The sequence below is a fragment of the Hydrotalea lipotrueae genome, from assembly GCF_019249625.1.
GTDB classification, from domain to species: Bacteria; Bacteroidota; Bacteroidia; order Chitinophagales; family Chitinophagaceae; genus Hydrotalea; species Hydrotalea flava.
This window is the reverse complement of sequence record NZ_JAESDL010000020.1, coordinates 1-17,067: the sequence shown is the minus strand read 5'-3', so window position 1 is coordinate 17,067 and position 17,067 is coordinate 1. Positions and strand designations below refer to the sequence as shown.

Sequence of the window (17,067 nt, the reverse complement as noted above, 5' to 3'; positions counted from 1 at the left end):
CGTCAGTTAAAATTTTTTTCTTTCCTTACTTAAAAATTCTATGAATTCCGGGCTACCCAATACTTCTATTTCGCCGGGCAGGCCCAGTACAAATCGCCCAATACCCTGAAATCCGGCTACAGCAATGGTTAAAAGATACGTATTTTTTTCTTTATCAATGTATTTTGCTGTGAGCGGAAATTCTTCTACCAATAAATTATACGCTTTTAAGCTGAGCCTTATAACTACTTTGCCCACCGGTTTTTTAGCCGAAATACGGAATGCATCGGTAAAATGAATGTGGTGTTTTTCTTCCTTTTCCCATGTATTAGGTAATATTGCTATACTTTGTATACGGGCTAATTTAAATTGTTTGCATTGCCGGCTTTGGTGTTCATAACACCAAACAGAACGGTAATCGGTTGTAAAATCGAATGGTTCTACTTTTCTGTCTGATATGATGTTACTATTGGATGAACGGTAATTTTTAAATAGTACCTGCTTTTTCTGCCGAATAGACTGGGCAATGCTTTGTATTTTCAACAAATCATCTGTTTCTTGTAATGATTGCAATACTTTATAATCGTACAGCATGTTTAATTTTCTGATTAGCTGTTCTTTAATGGCAGATGTTCCTTCAATTAAAGAAAGGGTATCAAATAATATGAGTAATTCTTCTTCGGTAAAATGCATTAAATTTTGAAGGGTTCTGGTGGCACTGTGTGCCTGTTGTAACCGATAATTGCCATTGTTGCGTTCTATCACAAAACCGGCTGTTTCAAAACTTTCTAAATACCGGTAAATGGTTCGTTCAGAAATTTCCATTCTGGATATAAGTTCCTGTAAATTATATCGCTTCTGTCCGGATAATAGCATTAACAGGCGAAGCAATCGTTGTATTTTTTGCTGATCCATATGCTTTGTTTATTCCAATGGTTTAATGCAACCCATGCCCATGGCATTATAAATACCCAGACCTGCGTTCATGGCGAATTCAATGATAGGAGCCGGGGATTTTATTTGTATTTTAAATTTTTCGTATCCTCTAATTTTGGTTTCCTCAGGTGTGTTTTCTTTTATAGTAATTAATCTGTGCCTTGGAGGCGTGGCATAATACGCTGTTTTTATTTGAATGGTTTCAAAAAGTTGTTGCTTTTCTTCTGTACTTAAAGGGTGAATGCTATTCCATTTTTCTACTAAATTATAACGGATACTATTTTCATAACCCTGATCAAGCGGCGACATATAATCATAATGCCCCCTGTTGTTTTTTAGTCCGGTTACTAACGGACTGGCAGGTACAAACCACAAAGTAGCTATGGCATCTAATTTCGGAGTTGGCAATAATTGTACTTCTTTAATCATGAAATGTGCCTTTGAACGGCTGTCGGCTATAGTAATTTGTTGATGTAGAAAAATACCTTTAATAAAATGGGTGGCCGCATCCGGCATGTGAAAACAAGTTAACAAGGTGGCACGATTGGTTGTACATATCATTCTATCTCCCTTTATTTCAAAAGGAATATTGAGGTTGGAAAAGGTAAACAATTTAAAGGATTTGAAGCCGGATGTATAGCCGGCATTGTGCAGAAAGCGGGCATAAACTTCGTCAGACTGTTGTATAATTTTATAAATAGCGGCCGATAAAGGATACTGGTAATTTAAACCAATGATAGCAGGCGTATTTGATTCTAATGTAAGTTGAAATTGCATATTGAATGGATAATAGTTTGCTGTATTTAAAATGAATATTCTTACAAACAGGTTGATTCAAAATTTTTTTAAATGAATTTTCTATTTCATTCAAACTTTTTTGTTGAATGAAAAAAATTATTGCTGCCTGTAATCATTACACAAAATAGAATATCTTATTAAAATATGAAAATAATCTAACCTTTTATTATGCACAATCGTTTAAAAAATGCGTTATGAAAACAAAATTATTATTCTTTGCCTTTGCAGCAATTCTTTTGCCGGGTTCGTTTTCGGTACAAGCGCAGAAAACAGTTTTAGCCATTGCTGCCGTTAAAACAGCAGGATTGGCGCAGGCTTTAGAAGGGAAGGGGCACTTTACGGTTTTTGCTCTTACCAATGCAGCATTTAATTAATTGCCGGATGGTACCATTGCCAATTTATTGAAGCCTGAAAACAAGGCTTTGATCATTAAAATTTTAACTTACAATATTGTACCGGGTAAATTAACCGCCAAATATGTAAAGGCTGCCATTCAAAAAGTACACGGTACTGCCCAAATATAAACTTGCAAGAGGAATGTTGAAGGCAAGGTTACATGATGTAAAGGTTTTGCTGACTGATGCTAAAGGTGGCACAGCAATGGTTACTGCTACTGCTATAATGGCAAGTAACGGAGTAATACATGTAATTAATGCCTGAATAAATTTTTATATATCCCTTCAAATGTAAAAAGCAGCCCTGGCATAAGAATGGGCTGCTTTTTGTGTTTTATTTATTGTATTCTTGTTATGACTCCTGCATAAAGGTATAACCGTAATCAACGGGAGGGTTAAATGTTTCTTTAATAGTTCTGGCACTTAACCAGCGGTACAGGTTTAAAATACTTCCTGCTTTGTCGTTGGTACCACTGGCTCTGGCCCCACCAAAGGGTTGTTGCCCAACTACCGCTCCGGTAGGTTTATCATTAATATAAAAATTACCGGCAGCATTGCGTAGTTTGTGTGTAGCCAAAACAATGGCTTCACGGTCTTTTGCTATGATAGAACCTGTTAATGCATAAGGTGATGTACCGTCAACCAAATCTAATACAGCTTCAAATTCGTTGGCAGGATATACATACAGGGTAAGTACAGGCCCAAATATTTCTTCACAAAGTGTTACATATTTCGGATCTTCTGCTATAATAATGGTAGGCTGTATAAAGTAGCCTTCTTTTTTGCTGCATTCACCACCCACTAAAATGGAAGCTTTTTTAGAGCGCTTGGCTCCGTCAATATAACTTTTAATTTTGTCAAAACTTTTTTCATCAATTACGGCATTCATAAAATTACTGAAATCTTCTACGGTTCCCATTTTAAAACTATTCACACCTGCCACTAATTTTTTCTTGATCTTTTCAGAAAGATTAGAAGGAATATATGCCCGGGATGCCGCAGAACATTTTTGTCCCTGATATTCAAAAGCACCACGTAACAATGCAGTAACGGTTACATCAACGTCGGCTGATTTGTGTACTACTACAAAATCTTTTCCTCCGGTTTCGCCAACAATACGGGGGTATGACTTGTATATGGCCATATTTTTTCCAATGGTTTCCCACATGGTATTGAATACGCCGGTTGAACCGGTAAAATGCACACCGGCAAAATCCCGGTGATTAAAACAAACTTTTCCCAAAGTCGGCCCATCCACATAAATTAAATTAATTACCCCTTGTGGCAAACCTGCTTCCAGCAATATTTTCATAAACAACTGTGCCGCAAATACCTGCGTATTGGCTGGTTTCCAAACTACTACATTACCGCACATGGCAGCCGAAGTAGGTAAATTACCACTAATGGCAGTAAAGTTAAATGGGGTTATTGCAACTACAAAACCTTCTAAAGGTCGGTATTCCATACGGTTGTGCATACCTGGGGCACTATTGGGTTGTTGCCGGTATATTTCACTTAAATAATGAACATTAAATCGTAAAAAATCTATTAATTCACAGGCGCTGTCAATTTCTGCCTGAAAAGCATTTTTACTTTGCCCCAACATGGTGGCTGCATTCAAATAGGGTCGGTATTTCGTAGCCAGCAAATCGGCAGCTTTTAAGAAAATCCCTGCTCTGTCTTCCCAAGGCATATCAGCCCATGCTTCTCTGGCCGTTAATGCTGCATCTATGGCTTGCTGTACATGCTTTTCATCTCCTGCATGAAAATAACCTAAAGTGTGTTTTATTTCATGTGGCGGATGCAGTGCTATTTTTTTATTGGTTTTCACTTCTTTAGAGCCAATATACATGGGTATATCTGCTGTAGCTGCTTTTAATTCGGCTAATGCTTTTTTGAGCAATTCCCGTTCTTTACTTCCGGGTGCATACTGTAAAACCGGCTCATTGGCCGGCATGGGATAAGAAAATGTGCCTAAACTCATGGTGCAATGATTTGTTGAATAAAACTGCAAGTTACTAAACTTGTTTTGTTTGGCATGTAACAAAAAGCATGGTTCTGATTCTATGAAAATGATATGCTAAATAATAGTTTCTTTGTAATCTGTGGAAACTTTAAAGAAATACATACTGGCCATTCCGGTCGTTTTCAAACTTTTGTTGCATTTTATTATCAGCAGGCGGCAATCGAAGCGTTTTGCACAGGAACTGATTGCAGCTATTGAAACAAAACATGGCGTTTTAATAGCTGATGCGGTAAAACAAAAATCCATTATTAGTTATGCCATTTATACCCCCATTGTTTGCGATGCTTTTACGCAATTGCATGGACGTTATACTACTATTGCTGAAAAAACCCGATTGGTATATTATTTTGTAATGGCATCGATGTACGATGATTTTTTTGATACCCATGCATTAACTGTTGCTGAAATTGAAGCCCTTACTTTTTCGGGTGATGATTATACGCCTAAGTCGGATGATGAATATCTCATCAGAGCCATTCACCGGTATTTATTGCAGGAAGTAAAACAGAAGGAAGCATATCTTGCTTTGTTTCATGATATGTTTACGGCCCAGAAAGATTCTTTACAACAATTCAATCTATCTATTTCAGCAGAAACATTATTGTCTGTAACCCATCGTAAAGGCGGCTTTGCAGTGCTGATGTGTTATTTTTATATGGATGTGGAAGGTACCGGGGCAGAAAAAAAATGCTGGTATTTGTTAGGTACTATTATTCAAATGATCAATGATTTGTTTGATACTTACAAAGACAGCAGGGCGGGAATTTATACGTTTGCCAACCATTCTTCTTCTGTTGCTGCTATACAGCATGCTTATAAGCAACAAGTTCTATTGTTAAAAAACGAAATCAATGCCCTGAATGCACCTGACAAACAAAAACGTTTGTTTAATTATACCATGGCTGCGGTATATTGTTTGGGATTTCTGGCCATTGAACAATTACAACAAATTGAAAGCCGATTGGGTACTTTGCCGGATTTTGCTACACTGTCCAGAAAAGATTTAATTATTGATATGGAAAAATACAGCAACAGAAAACGCTGGATACAACTATTTGTTGAGCATGGAAATGATTGGTTATGAAATATAAATTTTCATTTTAAAAAGTTGCTATATGCTACCTATTGTATTGTACGATAATGCCGATTGGCGGAATGATTTTTATCCCTTTTCAGTGAACCGGTCGGTAGCTGATTTGCGTTTTGGCATTTTTACGCAAAAAGAACGTTGGGAAAAATTTTCTGGCACTACGGTGTATATTGCTACAATAGATTATTTATGCAATTTATACCCATCGGTACCTGAAAATGAAGCAATTTATGTTGCCGCCAATATTTTACCCAATATTGAGTTGTTGAATACATTGGTTGCTTTACGGCCCGGACAATCTGTTATTTATCAAAACCGGATGATTGCTTTTTGTGGCAATTATGTAATGGCTCTAAATTTTTTTCGAAATGAAACAAATAATATTGTTGTTCCCAATTCATTTCAACATTCCCTTCAAATGCTGCAATCTGTTACCGATTTGTTTCGGTTCAATGCAGCCATCATTCAGGAAGATATTACATTAGTTCGTTCTTTACAACAACCGGGTACAATGGATGCATCCAATCGTATTGAAAATCCTAATGCAGTATGGATAGCACCTGATGCCATAGTAAAACACGTTACCATCAATGCAAACGATGGCCCTGTATACATTGGCGAAAATGCTTTGGTGATGGAAGGTGCTTTGTTACGTGGCCCCATTGCCGTTGGTGCAAATGCTGTAGTAAAAATGGGAGCTGCTATTTATGGAGGCACTTCAATTGGCAGGTATAGCGTGGCGGGTGGTGAAATTAAAAACAGTATTATCATGGATTATAGCAACAAAGCGCATCATGGTTATTTAGGTGATAGTGTGGTTGGGAACTGGTGTAATATAGGTGCAGGAACCAGCAATAGCAACATAAAAAATAGCGGAGCCCCGGTTTCGGTGTGGAATGATGCTACAAAAACCTATGGTAATCTTCTGCAAAAATGTGGCGTTTTAATGGGCGATTATACCCGTGTAGCCATCAATTCCTCCATCAACACGGCTACTGTAATGGGTATTTGTTGTAATGTTTTTGGAGCGGGATTGTTGCCCAGACACCTGCCGCATTTTTCATGGGGGTTAGAAAAAAAATACAACTTGAAGCAGGCAATAGCGGATATTTCACATTGGATGGAATTTAAAAAATGCAGGCTATCAAATCATGAAATTAAAATACTGCAGCATATCTTTGAGCAATTGAGTGAGTAAACACTTTATTTTTAAATTGAATTAAATTATCAACAACATGCGCAAACAAATTGCAGCCGCCAACTGGAAAATGAATTTAAACCTGGAAGAAGGTACCACTTTATTAACCAATATATTGCAGGCGCCGTTGGCGCTATTGCCCGGTCGGGAAGTAATTTTTGCTGTTCCATTTCCTTATATACCCATGGCTGTAGAAAAATGTGGTGGAAAAGAAAATATTTTTATTGCCGCACAAAATTGTTCCCATAAAAAATCAGGTGCATATACAGGTGAAACGGCTGCTTTCATGTTGCAATCGGTAGGTGTACAATATGTTATAATAGGCCATAGTGAAAGGAGAGAATATTTTAATGAAACCAATGCCATGCTGGCAGAAAAAATTGACCTATGCTTAGCGCACCAATTGCAACCTTTGTTTTGTTGTGGTGAACCATTGGTTGTAAGAGAAGCAGGTAAAGAAACCGAGTATGTTGCCAATCAATTGGTTGAATCCATTTTTCATTTAACCACTGAACAAATACAGCAGATAGTTATTGCTTATGAACCTATATGGGCTATTGGAACCGGCAAAACAGCCACAACAGCTCAGGCACAGCAAATGCATGCTTTTATTCGTCAGCAATTAGAACAAAAATATGGCCATCATATTGCACAATCTGTTTCCATTTTATATGGCGGTAGTGTAAAAGCTGCCAATGCAAAAGAGTTGTTTTCGCAACCCGATGTTGATGGCGGATTGGTAGGTGGGGCATCTTTACAGGCGGCAGAATTTATTACCATCATACAATCATTAGATTAAATGCCCATTAAACGAACAGAAGCCATGCAGCCACTGTCAAGGCAGCATCACAATGGCTTATTATTTTGCCTGTTGTTGAAAAAGGGGATTGCCAAAAATGCAGCTATAAAAATTATCTGCGATTTTTCCATTCATTTTTGGGAAACCGATTTGCAACACCATTTTCAGTTAGAAGAAATTTGCCTGCGTAATTTAGGGAATACTTATCCTGTATTAAACAGCGGCATTCAACAAATGTTAACTGAGCATCGTTTATTGCAGCAATATTTTAAACAAATGGCCATTCATGTTACCTGCAATGATATTACACAATTGAGTGAATTGCTGGAAAAACATATACGTTTTGAAGAGCGAATTTTGTTCCCGCATATTGAAACTACCATTAATAGTGAGGCGCTGCAACGCATTGGGAAAGTATTGCAGGGAGAAGAAGATCATAATTGTATGCAATATCCCATTCGTTTTTGGGAATAATGTTACATGGAAACAGGAAGGGGGGCGGGTTCATACGCATTTAGTTTATCTAAATACAAAATGGTAGTGGAACCATCTTCCGAAGGATGATACATGGGAACGAACTTGGCGCCATAAATAAATTCACGATAGGTATACGAAGTTCTTGAAACAACGGTTGATGAAAAACTTTCATCAAATCCTTCTAAAAACACCAGCAATTCAGTTTCTGCTGTAGCTATATCTGCTTTTGTGAGGCCATAAAGCGGACTATCTTGTTGAATGGGATGCACCAGCGTCCAGTTCGACATTAAGGTAGAAGCTTTTGAAATATCCAATGCGGCACTGAAAAATCTATTTTTCATCACACCATCTTCCATAATTTTTAAAGAAATAGTAAAACGGGCTTCTACATTTACCAAATAATTTTTTGTATAAGGCACCAATCTAACCATCAAAGCCACGCCATCTTTGAAAGGAACAAACAAAGCATTTTTACTGTATTGAATGTAAGCTTTGGGCCTGGCAAATCGACCATACATTAACCCGGTTGCTATGGCAAAACTCAAAAGCCCGAATAAGGCTTCTAATGAAGCAACAAAACTGGCCATAAAGCCAATGGGGCTTATTCTTCCATACCCAACTGTTGTAAATGTTTGGGCACTGAAAAAGAAGGCCTCTCCAAACTTTTCTGCTGCCGTAGTGGTTTCAATACCTCCTAAATGATCTAAACCTATCCCTAAATAAATACCCGCAAATAAAATATTTATAGTAATAAAAAACAATACAATAATCAGTAAAAACTTCCATATAGACATCGATAGGAGTGCATGATATACATTTAACCTTTCAAAAAAACGCATTCCTTTTACCTGAATGTTTGGGGTGCCATCGCGATTCAATAACCGACCGCCCACCAAACTACTTACAGTGCTTAAACCGGTTTCTGTTTCGTTTTTTGCTTTTTTATTAATGTGCTTGATAAAAGGCATATATCATTGGTTGCTGCATCGAAAATAAAGTATTTTAATTGTATTGTTGATGGTTGATAGACCCATATTATATTTGATTGCAGGTTTGCAGCTGCTATTTTTAATTAGCCTAAAAATGTTTGCTTTGATAAGTTTAAAAAAGAATGTACAACAACAAATTTTGGCAAGAAGCATCTATGTGCTAAGTGCTTTATTGGTAAATGTTGCCATTGCCAGTTTTACCAATGCCGCTGCCACCGGAATGCTTTTGTACGCTTCGGCTATTTTTGCACTGATTGTTTTAATAGGAGGGATGAGTTTAGAAAGTGCTTTGGGTTATTATTATGCAGGAGAAAAATTAGGAGCTAAACACGCTATAACAATGGCTTTGTTCCAAATTATTGTGCTTTTAATGGTATTGTTGATGGTTCAGTTATTGTTTCCAACTTTCTTTGCAAGGCTCACCAATGGTTTTAATACAGGTTTGTATCTGTTTGTTTCCGGCACATTGCTTACTAACTTTTTTTTAGCCACATTGTATGCCGGAAAGCAATATCTGAAACCCAATTTAGTACAGGCCATACTGAACGTTTTGTTAGTGTTTATTTTGTGGGTTGAATATCGAAAAAACTTTGCTATAGCAATTCTATTTAAAACATATTTTTATTTTATTTTTTTGAATGGAGTGGTTGTTTTGCTGGTGTTTATGCAACAAGTAAAATGGAAAACGGAAAACGGTTCCATGCATTCATCTTTTAAGCAGGTGTACCAATATGCGATGAAAGCATTGTGGGCCAATGTGTTGTTTTTTATAGTGTATCGGTTAGACTATTGGTTTGTGCATCAATACACCACCGCTAATGATGCAGGCAATTACATTCAGGCAGCCAGATTAGCACAAATGTTTATCCTGCTTCCACAATTCATTGCTCCGGTAATTTTTAATACAACAGCCAATGGCGGCGCTACCCAACAAATGAATGAATGGTTAGCCGCATTCATGAAGTTTTTTTTCTTAATGTTTTCGATACTGTTTATTGTAGTGGCAGCGGGCGGACAATTTATTTTTACGCATCTTTTTGGTTCCAGCTTCAATAATATCCACAAAGTATTGTTGCTGTTCATTCCGGGTTTATTTTTTCTATCTTGTTTAAACTTGCTTTCTGCTTATTTTGGTGGAATGAATCGCGTTCGCATCAATATAGTAGGAGCAGCTTTGGCTGCTGTAACTACTATTGCAGGAAATATTTTGATTATACCTTTTTATACTATTTTTTGGGCAGCGTTGGTAAGTACCTTGTCTTACATAGTGGCTGCTTTATGGGCATTGTATCAGTACAAAAAAATGCCGCCATCGCTTTCTATTGATTTGTTTTCCCTGAAAAAATCAGATTGTCGTTTTATTCAGGCATTATTCCATTCAAAATAAGAATAATATGAAGGTATTGTGGTTGGCCAGTTGGTATCCTGATGAATTAGAACCTAAAAATGGCGATTTTATTCAACGCAATGCCAAAGCCGTTGCTGCTTTTATGCCTTTGGTAGTGATTCATGTGGTGCAGGCAGGCAGCAGGTTTAAAACACATGCTAAATGGGAACGTACAAAAATTGATGGCCTGGAAGAATGGATTGTTTATTTTAACTATACACCAACCCGATTCAAAAAACTCAATACCCTTTTATATCATTTTGCCTACTTACATTGTTACAAGGCCATACTTAAAAAATATGTTGCAGCGTTTGGATTGCCCGATTTACTTCATGTACATGCACCCATCAGGGCAGGAATGGTAGCACGTAGCTGGTGCAAAAAAAATGACATACCTTATATTGTTTCTGAACATGCTTCCATGTATGCCGCCACTGCAATGGATGCTTTTCAAAACAGGCCTTTCTGGTTCAGAAAAGCTGTACAATCTGTTTTAAAAGAAGCAGCCTTGGTTACCAATGTTTCACAAACTATTGCTTTTCGTTTAAAAAAATTTTTCCATTTACAGCGGGTTAGCGTTATTCCTAATTTAGCCGATACTGAAAAGTTTTATTATCAACCCGATATTGCTAATCATGTGTTTACTTTTTTACATGTATCTTCTTTTTTGTCACAGAAAAACATTCACGGATTGCTAAACGCATTTCAGCAATTGATATATTATCATGCGCAATGGAAATTAGTGTTGGTAGGGCCGGTAACTCCTGAAATTGAAAGACTGATTGTAGAAAAAAAATTATCTGAATACATAGAATTTACAGGAGAATTGCAACATGAGGATGTGGCTGCTGTTATGCAACAAGCATCTGCAATGGTATTGTTCAGTTGGCAGGAAAATGCACCCTGTGTAATTGCCGAAGCACTGTGTTGCGGTTTACCGGTTATTACTTCCAATGCCGGTGGCGCTGCAGAACCCATTCATGCAGGCAATGGAATCGTTGTTGCACCCGGTGATGAGCAGGCACTGGTTGCAGCCTGTATCAGGATGATGCAGCAATACCATCAATACAACCGGGCCGAAATTGCACAGGCTGCTGCTAAAGTATTTGCTGCTCCCGTCATTGCCCGGCTTATTCTGAATCTATACCCCCCTTTACTGCTACACAAAAATGGATAAATTATTCGCAAAAATTCCCCACCACCGTCTACTTGACAGCTATCCTTATATCTTTGCATTTGTATGAAAAATATTAGAAACTTTTGCATTATAGCACATATTGACCACGGAAAAAGTACGCTGGCGGATCGATTATTGGAAGAAACCAAGACCATCGGCTCCAGAGATATGATGGATCAGGTATTGGATGATATGGATTTGGAACGCGAAAAAGGCATTACCATTAAAAGTCATGCTATTCAAATTAATTATCCGTACAAAGGAGAAGAATACATTTTAAACCTGATTGATACACCCGGCCACGTTGATTTTAGTTATGAAGTAAGTCGTGCATTGGCAGCCTGTGAAGGTGCTTTATTGTTGGTAGATGCATCACAAGGCATACAGGCTCAAACCATCAGTAACCTGTATCTGGCCATTGATAATGATTTGGAAATTATTCCTGTTATCAATAAAATTGATATGGATGGGGCCATGATTCCGGAAGTAACTGATCAGATTGTAGATTTAATTGGCTGTAAGCCCGAAGAAATTTTATTGGCCAGCGGCAAATCGGGCATTGGCATTACTGAAATTCTTCAGGCCATTATTGAGCGTATTCCTGCTCCGAAAGGAGATGTGGATGCACCATTGCAGGCGCTGATTTTTGATAGTGTTTTCAATAGTTTCAGAGGCATTATTGTGTACTTCAGAATTATGAATGGTACACTGCGAAAAGGTGATAAAATTCAGTTCGTATCAACCGGTCAGGATTATTTTGCAGATGAGGTGGGTGTACTGAAATTAACCATGACACCTAAAGAGGAGCTCCGTGCCGGAGATGTGGGTTATATTATTACCGGAATTAAAAATGCTAAAGAAGTGAAAGTGGGTGATACCATTACCTTAGCCGCTAATCCCGGAACCATGATTCAGGGTTTTGAAGAAGTGAAGCCAATGGTATTTGCCGGCATTTATCCTGTAAATACAGATGATTTTGAAGAATTGCGGGAATGTATGGATAAGTTACAACTGAATGATGCATCCCTTACATTTGAATTAGAAACTTCTAAAGCCTTAGGTTTTGGGTTTAGATGCGGATTTTTAGGTTTGCTGCACATGGAAATTATTCAGGAGCGCTTAGAAAGAGAATTTAATCAAACCGTTATTACCACAGTTCCCAACGTTAGTTTTCATGCCTATACTTCAAAAGGCGATAAAATTATAGTGAATAATCCTTATGAAATGCCCGATCCTACGCGTTTAGACAGGATTGAAGAACCATTTATCAAAGCACAAATTATTACACTGCCGGATTATATTGGCAATATTATGACACTTTGTTTGGGCAAACGGGGTATTCTCATTAATCAGTCGTATTTAACCCCAACAAGGGTAGAATTAATTTTTGAAATGCCACTTACAGAAATTGTATTTGATTTTTACGACAAATTAAAAAGCAGTACCCGTGGGTATGCCTCTTTCGATTATTCGCCTATCGGGTATAGAGAAGCTGATATTGTGAAGATGGATATTTTGTTGAATAATGACAAAGTGGATGCTTTAAGTGCTTTGATTCATAGAAGCAGAGCGCAGGATTTTGGCCGTAAATTGTGTGAAAAGTTAAAAGAATTACTGCCCCGTCAACAATTTCAAATTGCCATACAGGCTGCTATTGGCGCTAAAGTAATTGCACGTGAAACCATTTCGGCCATGCGAAAAGATGTTACTGCAAAATGCTATGGTGGCGATATTAGCCGTAAACGTAAATTATTGGAAAAACAAAAGGAAGGGAAAAAACGTATGCGACAAATAGGTAATGTGGAAGTGCCTCAGGAAGCCTTTTTAGCCGTTTTGAAATTAGATTAAATTATTTTTTAAACATATATCATCAAAAAGCCTGCTCAATTCAATTTTGAGCAGGCTTTTTAAAATTAATTACTTCCATCTTTTTTAATACGGAGCTGATACACCGGTATAATTATGCGGTGTAATAGCTTTCAGTTCTTTTTTTAGGGTTGCACTAATTTTTAAACCATCAATAAAATGATGCAACGTATTTTTTGTAATACCTTCTTTGCCTCTGGTAAGTTCTTTAAGTGATTCATACGGATTGGGATAATTCTCTCGGCGCAAAATAGTTTGAATGGCTTCAGCAACTACCGCCCAGTTATTGTCTAAATCTGATTGTATTTTGGCTTCATTTAATACCAATTTGCTGATGCCTTTCAGAATGGATTGGAAAGCAATGCAGGTATGGGCTGCCGGAATGCCTAAATTGCGTAATACAGTAGAGTCGGTTAAATCGCGTTGCAGCCTTGAAACCGGCAGTTTGGCTGCTATATGTGCCGCTAATGCGTTGGCTATTCCTAAATTACCTTCTGCATTTTCAAAATCAATCGGGTTTACTTTATGTGGCATGGCCGATGAGCCTACTTCTCCCTGCTTTGTTTTTTGCTTAAAATAATCCTGACTAATGTAAGTCCATATATCCCTACATAAATCAATCAATATGGTATTAATGCGTTGCATAGCATCTAAATGTGCTGCCAAATCATCATAATGTTCAATTTGTGTGGTAAACTGTTGCCTTTGTAAACCCAATTTTTTTTCCACAAATTCATTCCCCAATTGTATCCAGTTCTTCTTCGGAAAGGCTACTACGTGGGCATTAAAATTCCCGGTAGCACCGCCAAATTTTGCAGTAAACGGAATGGTAGCAAGCGAGGCAACTTGATGTTCTAAACGCTCGGCAAAAACCATGAATTCTTTTCCTAAAATTGTAGGCGAAGCAGGCTGGCCGTGTGTACGTGCTAGCATGGGTACTTTTTTCCATTGTTTAGCCAGCACAACTATTTGTTGTTTCAGGTGAATTAATTCGGGCAAATATTCCTGTTCAATATATTCTTTCCAACTCAATGGAATGGCAGTATTATTAATATCCTGTGAGGTTAAACCAAAATGTACCCATTCTTTAATGGCTGCTCCACCTGCTTTTTCAATATATTCTTTTAAAAAATATTCTATCGCTTTTACATCGTGGTTGGTAATGGCCTCTATTTCTTTAATATGATGGGCATCGGCCAGACTAAGATTATCCGCTATTTCCAATAATTTTTTTTGTAATGCAGCCGGTAGTTTAAAAAATCGTTTTTCTGCCAAAAAAATAAAATAAGCAACTTCAACCCTTACCCTGTACTTCATTAAAGCGTATTCCGAAAAATAGATATCTAAATGAGCCGTTTGTTTTCTATAACGGCCATCAATGGGCGAGAGAGCTGTCAAAGTGTTTAATTCCATTACAATTTGGTTTCATTACATGAATAAAATTTGGTTTCAATTGCTGCCATACTGTGTTGAAAGAAATCACTAAAAAATCAATCCATCACTTACATAAACAAATGAAACCGCCGAATTTTCTTTTCTTTGCATGCAAAAGTAAAAGAATTGGACAAGAGAATACGCGTTGGCGCTGTAAGTTATTTAAATACAAAGCCTTTATTATTTGGAGTGAAGCAAAATGCTACATTATTACAACAAATTGATTTAATAGAAGATTATCCCGCCCATATTGCAGAAATGTTATTGAATGATACGATTGATGTGGGTTTAATTCCCGTAGCAGTATTGCCCAAAATGAAAGAATCGTACATTATTACTGATTATTGCATTGGTGCTGAGCATGAGGTAGCTTCTGTTTGTATTTTCAGCGAGCAGCCTATTGAATCAGTTACGCATATACTGTTAGACTATCAAAGCCGCACTTCGGTGAACTTAGCCAAAGTATTGCTGAAGCATTATTGGAAGAAGGAAGTCGTTTTTATAGATGGCAGTATTGATTTCAGAGAACAGATTAAAGGCAATACCGCCGGCGTAGTAATTGGCGACCGGGCATTGGAACAACGCAATATTTCTCCATATGTATACGATTTAGCAGCAGCATGGAAATCAATGACAGGTTTGCCCTTTGTTTTTGCAGCCTGGATTGCCAATAAACCTTTGAATGCAGCATTTATAGAAGCATTCAATAAAGCCAATGGTTATGGGGTTTTGCATATTCATGAAGTGTTAGAAGGAATGGATTATCCGGTGTATGATTTACACAAGTATTATACCGCAAACATTAGTTATTTGCTTACTAATGAGAAGAGAAAAGGATTAGCGCAATTTTTATCTTTACTTCACACAATATAAGCATTGCATCAATGGCAGCCATCACCATTATAACCATTTGTTACAATAACTTAACGGCTTTGCAAAAAACCTGTGCGGCTGTTGATGTGCAGACCTGTAAACCGGTTGCACATTGGATTATTAATGGTTCCACTACACCGGATATACAAGACTGGTTATTACAAACAACGCAGCCCGCTTACCGAAAATGGATCAATGAACCCGATAAAGGCATTGCCGATGCATTCAATAAAGGCATTAGCCGGGTGCACAATGGTTTTATTCATTTGCTGAATTCAGGTGATGTGTATGCCCATGAAAATGTATTAATGGAGGTAAACCGTTTTTTGGATGCGCATCCCGAAATACAATGGATGAGTGGCAAAATAACTTTAAAACGTGCACAACAATGGGTAACCGTTGGTAAGCCTTTTGATGCGAGCCAGTTATACAAAGGCATGCGTAGTATATCGCATCCCACCTGGTTGGTAAAAAAAGAAGTGTATGAACGATACGGTCTGTATGATATCAACTACAAAATTGGTATGGATTATGATATGCTTTGCCGTATAAAAAGCGAACCCTATGCATTTTATGATGGGGTTATTACTTTGTTTGATGATACGGGTATTAGTTCCACCCAATATTTAGCATCACTCAATGAAAACACAGTTATTTATGAAAAACACTTTGGCTATTCAGTGTGCTGCCGATTGTGGCAGTTTCGTTTGAAAGTATTGTATTTGTTACTGCAAACTCCATTTGGGCGATGGCTATTTCAATTAAAGAAGCATTTGGGAATGGAAAATAAGTAAAGTTACTATGCATTTTTAATTGCAATTCTACCGGTATCATCCATACGATTGAGTAAAATTTGAATTTTATTTTCTTGTATATATTCATCTACTGCCTGTCTTGAACCTTTCCAGAAACCGTAGTCATCTATAATTAATACGCCAAGATGAATGAGTTTAGGATACAAATGAATCATTTCATGTTTTGTGGAAACATACCAATCAGTATCTAAACGTAAAAGCGCAATTTGTTGCGGTATGATTGCAGGAACTGTTTGCAAAATATCACCTTCAATAAAATGTATATTTTCAGATGGATATTGAATGCTGGCAATATTATTTTTTACTTCTTCTAAAGTAGAATATGCCCAAACAACACTTTCGGTTTTGTTAGCAGCTTCTTGCTTTAATTGGGTGGCAGCATCTCGGTTCAATGAGTCCAGATCTTCTTTAGTGGGTGCAGTCATACCTGTAAAAGTATCATACAAATATAATTGCCGGTTAGTAATTCCCAATTGTACTAATGTTTCAGCTATCGCCATCATGCTGCCTCCTTTCCATACGCCACATTCTACAAAATCGCCGGGTATATTATTATGTATTATATATTTTACAGCTTCAATTAATCCATATAAGCGTTCATTGCTGGTCATTGTATAGGGTCTTACTTTAGCAACGATGTTTTGATGAAATGATTCAAAATCTAAGGGATAAGCCTGCTTTTGTTCTTCAATACCAAAAAATACTTTTAAAGCTTTGATGGGTTTTATTTTCATTTTTTTAAATTAAAAATATCATTGTTGTCCGACAAAAATTGTAAAATAATGGTTCAAACCCTTTACAGAAACATATTTCAGCCGATTTCAAAAG

At 37.2% G+C, this 17,067-nt stretch carries 17 protein-coding genes; 11 read left to right on the top strand and 6 right to left on the bottom strand.

All coding sequences use genetic code 11. From position 1 onward, the window contains the following. Positions 1-6: 6 nt before the first annotated feature. On the bottom strand, positions 7-894 hold the full coding sequence (locus tag JK139_RS11635) for a helix-turn-helix transcriptional regulator (RefSeq protein ID WP_218331335.1): 888 nt from the start codon (positions 892-894) through the stop codon (positions 7-9). Positions 895-903: 9 nt separating this feature from the next. Then, entirely contained in the window at positions 904-1,692 is a 789-nt protein-coding gene (cas6, locus tag JK139_RS11630) for a CRISPR-associated endoribonuclease Cas6 (protein WP_218331334.1), read from the bottom strand. A 215-nt stretch (positions 1,693-1,907) separates the two neighbouring features. Between cas6 and JK139_RS11625 the strand changes: the two genes are divergently transcribed. Then, positions 1,908-2,087: a fasciclin domain-containing protein gene (locus JK139_RS11625; protein ID WP_218331333.1), complete on the top strand. Its 180-nt coding sequence runs from the start codon at positions 1,908-1,910 to the stop codon at positions 2,085-2,087. Between the two features lie 163 nt (positions 2,088-2,250). Further along, complete coding sequence (locus tag JK139_RS11620) at positions 2,251-2,373, top strand: fasciclin domain-containing protein (protein WP_218331332.1); 123 nt, start codon at positions 2,251-2,253, stop codon at positions 2,371-2,373. Positions 2,374-2,460: 87 nt separating this feature from the next. On the opposite strand, the gene pruA is transcribed toward JK139_RS11620, so the two are convergent. Continuing rightward, positions 2,461-4,092, bottom strand: coding sequence for an L-glutamate gamma-semialdehyde dehydrogenase (pruA, locus tag JK139_RS11615; protein ID WP_074420040.1), 1,632 nt, complete (start codon positions 4,090-4,092; stop codon positions 2,461-2,463). A 121-nt stretch (positions 4,093-4,213) separates the two neighbouring features. Here pruA and JK139_RS11610 point away from each other — a divergent pair, with 121 nt between their 5' ends. Genes JK139_RS11610 through JK139_RS11595 form a run of 4 tightly spaced genes read left to right on the top strand, consistent with a single transcriptional unit; the run spans position 4,214 to position 7,695 of the window. Beyond that, positions 4,214-5,218 (top strand): class 1 isoprenoid biosynthesis enzyme, encoded by a 1,005-nt coding sequence (locus JK139_RS11610; protein WP_218331331.1) that lies wholly within the window; start codon positions 4,214-4,216, stop codon positions 5,216-5,218. Positions 5,219-5,249: 31 nt separating this feature from the next. Then, positions 5,250-6,422, top strand: a complete 1,173-nt coding sequence (locus JK139_RS11605; RefSeq protein ID WP_074417733.1) for a putative sugar nucleotidyl transferase — start codon at positions 5,250-5,252, stop codon at positions 6,420-6,422. A gap of 37 nt (positions 6,423-6,459) precedes the next feature. Further along, complete coding sequence (gene tpiA, locus JK139_RS11600; protein WP_074417732.1) at positions 6,460-7,221, top strand: triose-phosphate isomerase; 762 nt, start codon at positions 6,460-6,462, stop codon at positions 7,219-7,221. Next, positions 7,222-7,695: a hemerythrin domain-containing protein gene (locus JK139_RS11595; RefSeq protein ID WP_074417731.1), complete on the top strand. Its 474-nt coding sequence runs from the start codon at positions 7,222-7,224 to the stop codon at positions 7,693-7,695. A gap of 2 nt (positions 7,696-7,697) precedes the next feature. On the opposite strand, the gene JK139_RS11590 is transcribed toward JK139_RS11595, so the two are convergent. Next, on the bottom strand, positions 7,698-8,666 hold the full coding sequence (locus JK139_RS11590) for an ion channel (RefSeq protein ID WP_074417730.1): 969 nt from the start codon (positions 8,664-8,666) through the stop codon (positions 7,698-7,700). 124 nt (positions 8,667-8,790) lie between these two features. Here JK139_RS11590 and JK139_RS11585 point away from each other — a divergent pair, with 124 nt between their 5' ends. The 3 genes from JK139_RS11585 to lepA all read left to right on the top strand — a co-directional run bounded on the left by JK139_RS11585 (position 8,791) and on the right by lepA (position 13,099). Next, positions 8,791-10,074: an oligosaccharide flippase family protein gene (locus tag JK139_RS11585; protein ID WP_218331330.1), complete on the top strand. Its 1,284-nt coding sequence runs from the start codon at positions 8,791-8,793 to the stop codon at positions 10,072-10,074. A gap of 7 nt (positions 10,075-10,081) precedes the next feature. After that, positions 10,082-11,251, top strand: a complete 1,170-nt coding sequence (locus JK139_RS11580) for a glycosyltransferase (protein ID WP_218331329.1) — start codon at positions 10,082-10,084, stop codon at positions 11,249-11,251. Between the two features lie 63 nt (positions 11,252-11,314). Further along, positions 11,315-13,099 (top strand): translation elongation factor 4, encoded by a 1,785-nt coding sequence (gene lepA / locus JK139_RS11575; RefSeq protein WP_074420036.1) that lies wholly within the window; start codon positions 11,315-11,317, stop codon positions 13,097-13,099. 84 nt (positions 13,100-13,183) lie between these two features. Here lepA and purB read toward each other — a convergent pair whose 3' ends face one another. Then, complete coding sequence (gene purB / locus JK139_RS11570; protein ID WP_218331328.1) at positions 13,184-14,530, bottom strand: adenylosuccinate lyase; 1,347 nt, start codon at positions 14,528-14,530, stop codon at positions 13,184-13,186. Between the two features lie 147 nt (positions 14,531-14,677). On the opposite strand from purB, the gene JK139_RS11565 reads away from it, so the two are divergent. Together JK139_RS11565 and JK139_RS11560 are read left to right on the top strand one after the other, a co-directional pair. Continuing rightward, complete coding sequence (locus tag JK139_RS11565; protein ID WP_218331327.1) at positions 14,678-15,424, top strand: menaquinone biosynthetic enzyme MqnA/MqnD family protein; 747 nt, start codon at positions 14,678-14,680, stop codon at positions 15,422-15,424. Between the two features lie 11 nt (positions 15,425-15,435). Next, positions 15,436-16,218 (top strand): glycosyltransferase, encoded by a 783-nt coding sequence (locus JK139_RS11560; RefSeq protein ID WP_218331326.1) that lies wholly within the window; start codon positions 15,436-15,438, stop codon positions 16,216-16,218. Between the two features lie 5 nt (positions 16,219-16,223). Here the strand turns inward: JK139_RS11560 and JK139_RS11555 are convergent, their stop codons facing one another. Then, the gene (locus JK139_RS11555) at positions 16,224-16,973 is read right to left on the bottom strand and encodes a TylF/MycF/NovP-related O-methyltransferase (RefSeq protein ID WP_074420033.1); all 750 of its coding nucleotides are present in this window, start codon (positions 16,971-16,973) and stop codon (positions 16,224-16,226) included. Between the last annotated feature and the right edge of the window lie 94 nt (positions 16,974-17,067).

Bases quoted from the DNA above. Each gene is read 5' to 3' on its own strand.
- JK139_RS11635 (WP_218331335.1), bottom strand. From the start codon at position 894: ATGGATCAGCAAAAAATACAACGATTGCTTCGCCTGTTAATGCTATTA.
- cas6 (WP_218331334.1), bottom strand. From the start codon at position 1,692: ATGCAATTTCAACTTACATTAGAATCAAATACGCCTGCTATCATTGGT.
- JK139_RS11625 (WP_218331333.1), top strand. From the start codon at position 1,908: ATGAAAACAAAATTATTATTCTTTGCCTTTGCAGCAATTCTTTTGCCG.
- JK139_RS11620 (WP_218331332.1), top strand. From the start codon at position 2,251: ATGTTGAAGGCAAGGTTACATGATGTAAAGGTTTTGCTGACTGATGCT.
- pruA (WP_074420040.1), bottom strand. From the start codon at position 4,092: ATGAGTTTAGGCACATTTTCTTATCCCATGCCGGCCAATGAGCCGGTT.
- JK139_RS11605 (WP_074417733.1), top strand. From the start codon at position 5,250: ATGCTACCTATTGTATTGTACGATAATGCCGATTGGCGGAATGATTTT.
- tpiA (WP_074417732.1), top strand. From the start codon at position 6,460: ATGCGCAAACAAATTGCAGCCGCCAACTGGAAAATGAATTTAAACCTG.
- JK139_RS11595 (WP_074417731.1), top strand. From the start codon at position 7,222: ATGCCCATTAAACGAACAGAAGCCATGCAGCCACTGTCAAGGCAGCAT.
- JK139_RS11590 (WP_074417730.1), bottom strand. From the start codon at position 8,666: ATGCCTTTTATCAAGCACATTAATAAAAAAGCAAAAAACGAAACAGAA.
- JK139_RS11580 (WP_218331329.1), top strand. From the start codon at position 10,082: ATGAAGGTATTGTGGTTGGCCAGTTGGTATCCTGATGAATTAGAACCT.
- lepA (WP_074420036.1), top strand. From the start codon at position 11,315: ATGAAAAATATTAGAAACTTTTGCATTATAGCACATATTGACCACGGA.
- purB (WP_218331328.1), bottom strand. From the start codon at position 14,530: ATGGAATTAAACACTTTGACAGCTCTCTCGCCCATTGATGGCCGTTAT.
- JK139_RS11560 (WP_218331326.1), top strand. From the start codon at position 15,436: ATGGCAGCCATCACCATTATAACCATTTGTTACAATAACTTAACGGCT.
- JK139_RS11555 (WP_074420033.1), bottom strand. From the start codon at position 16,973: ATGAAAATAAAACCCATCAAAGCTTTAAAAGTATTTTTTGGTATTGAA.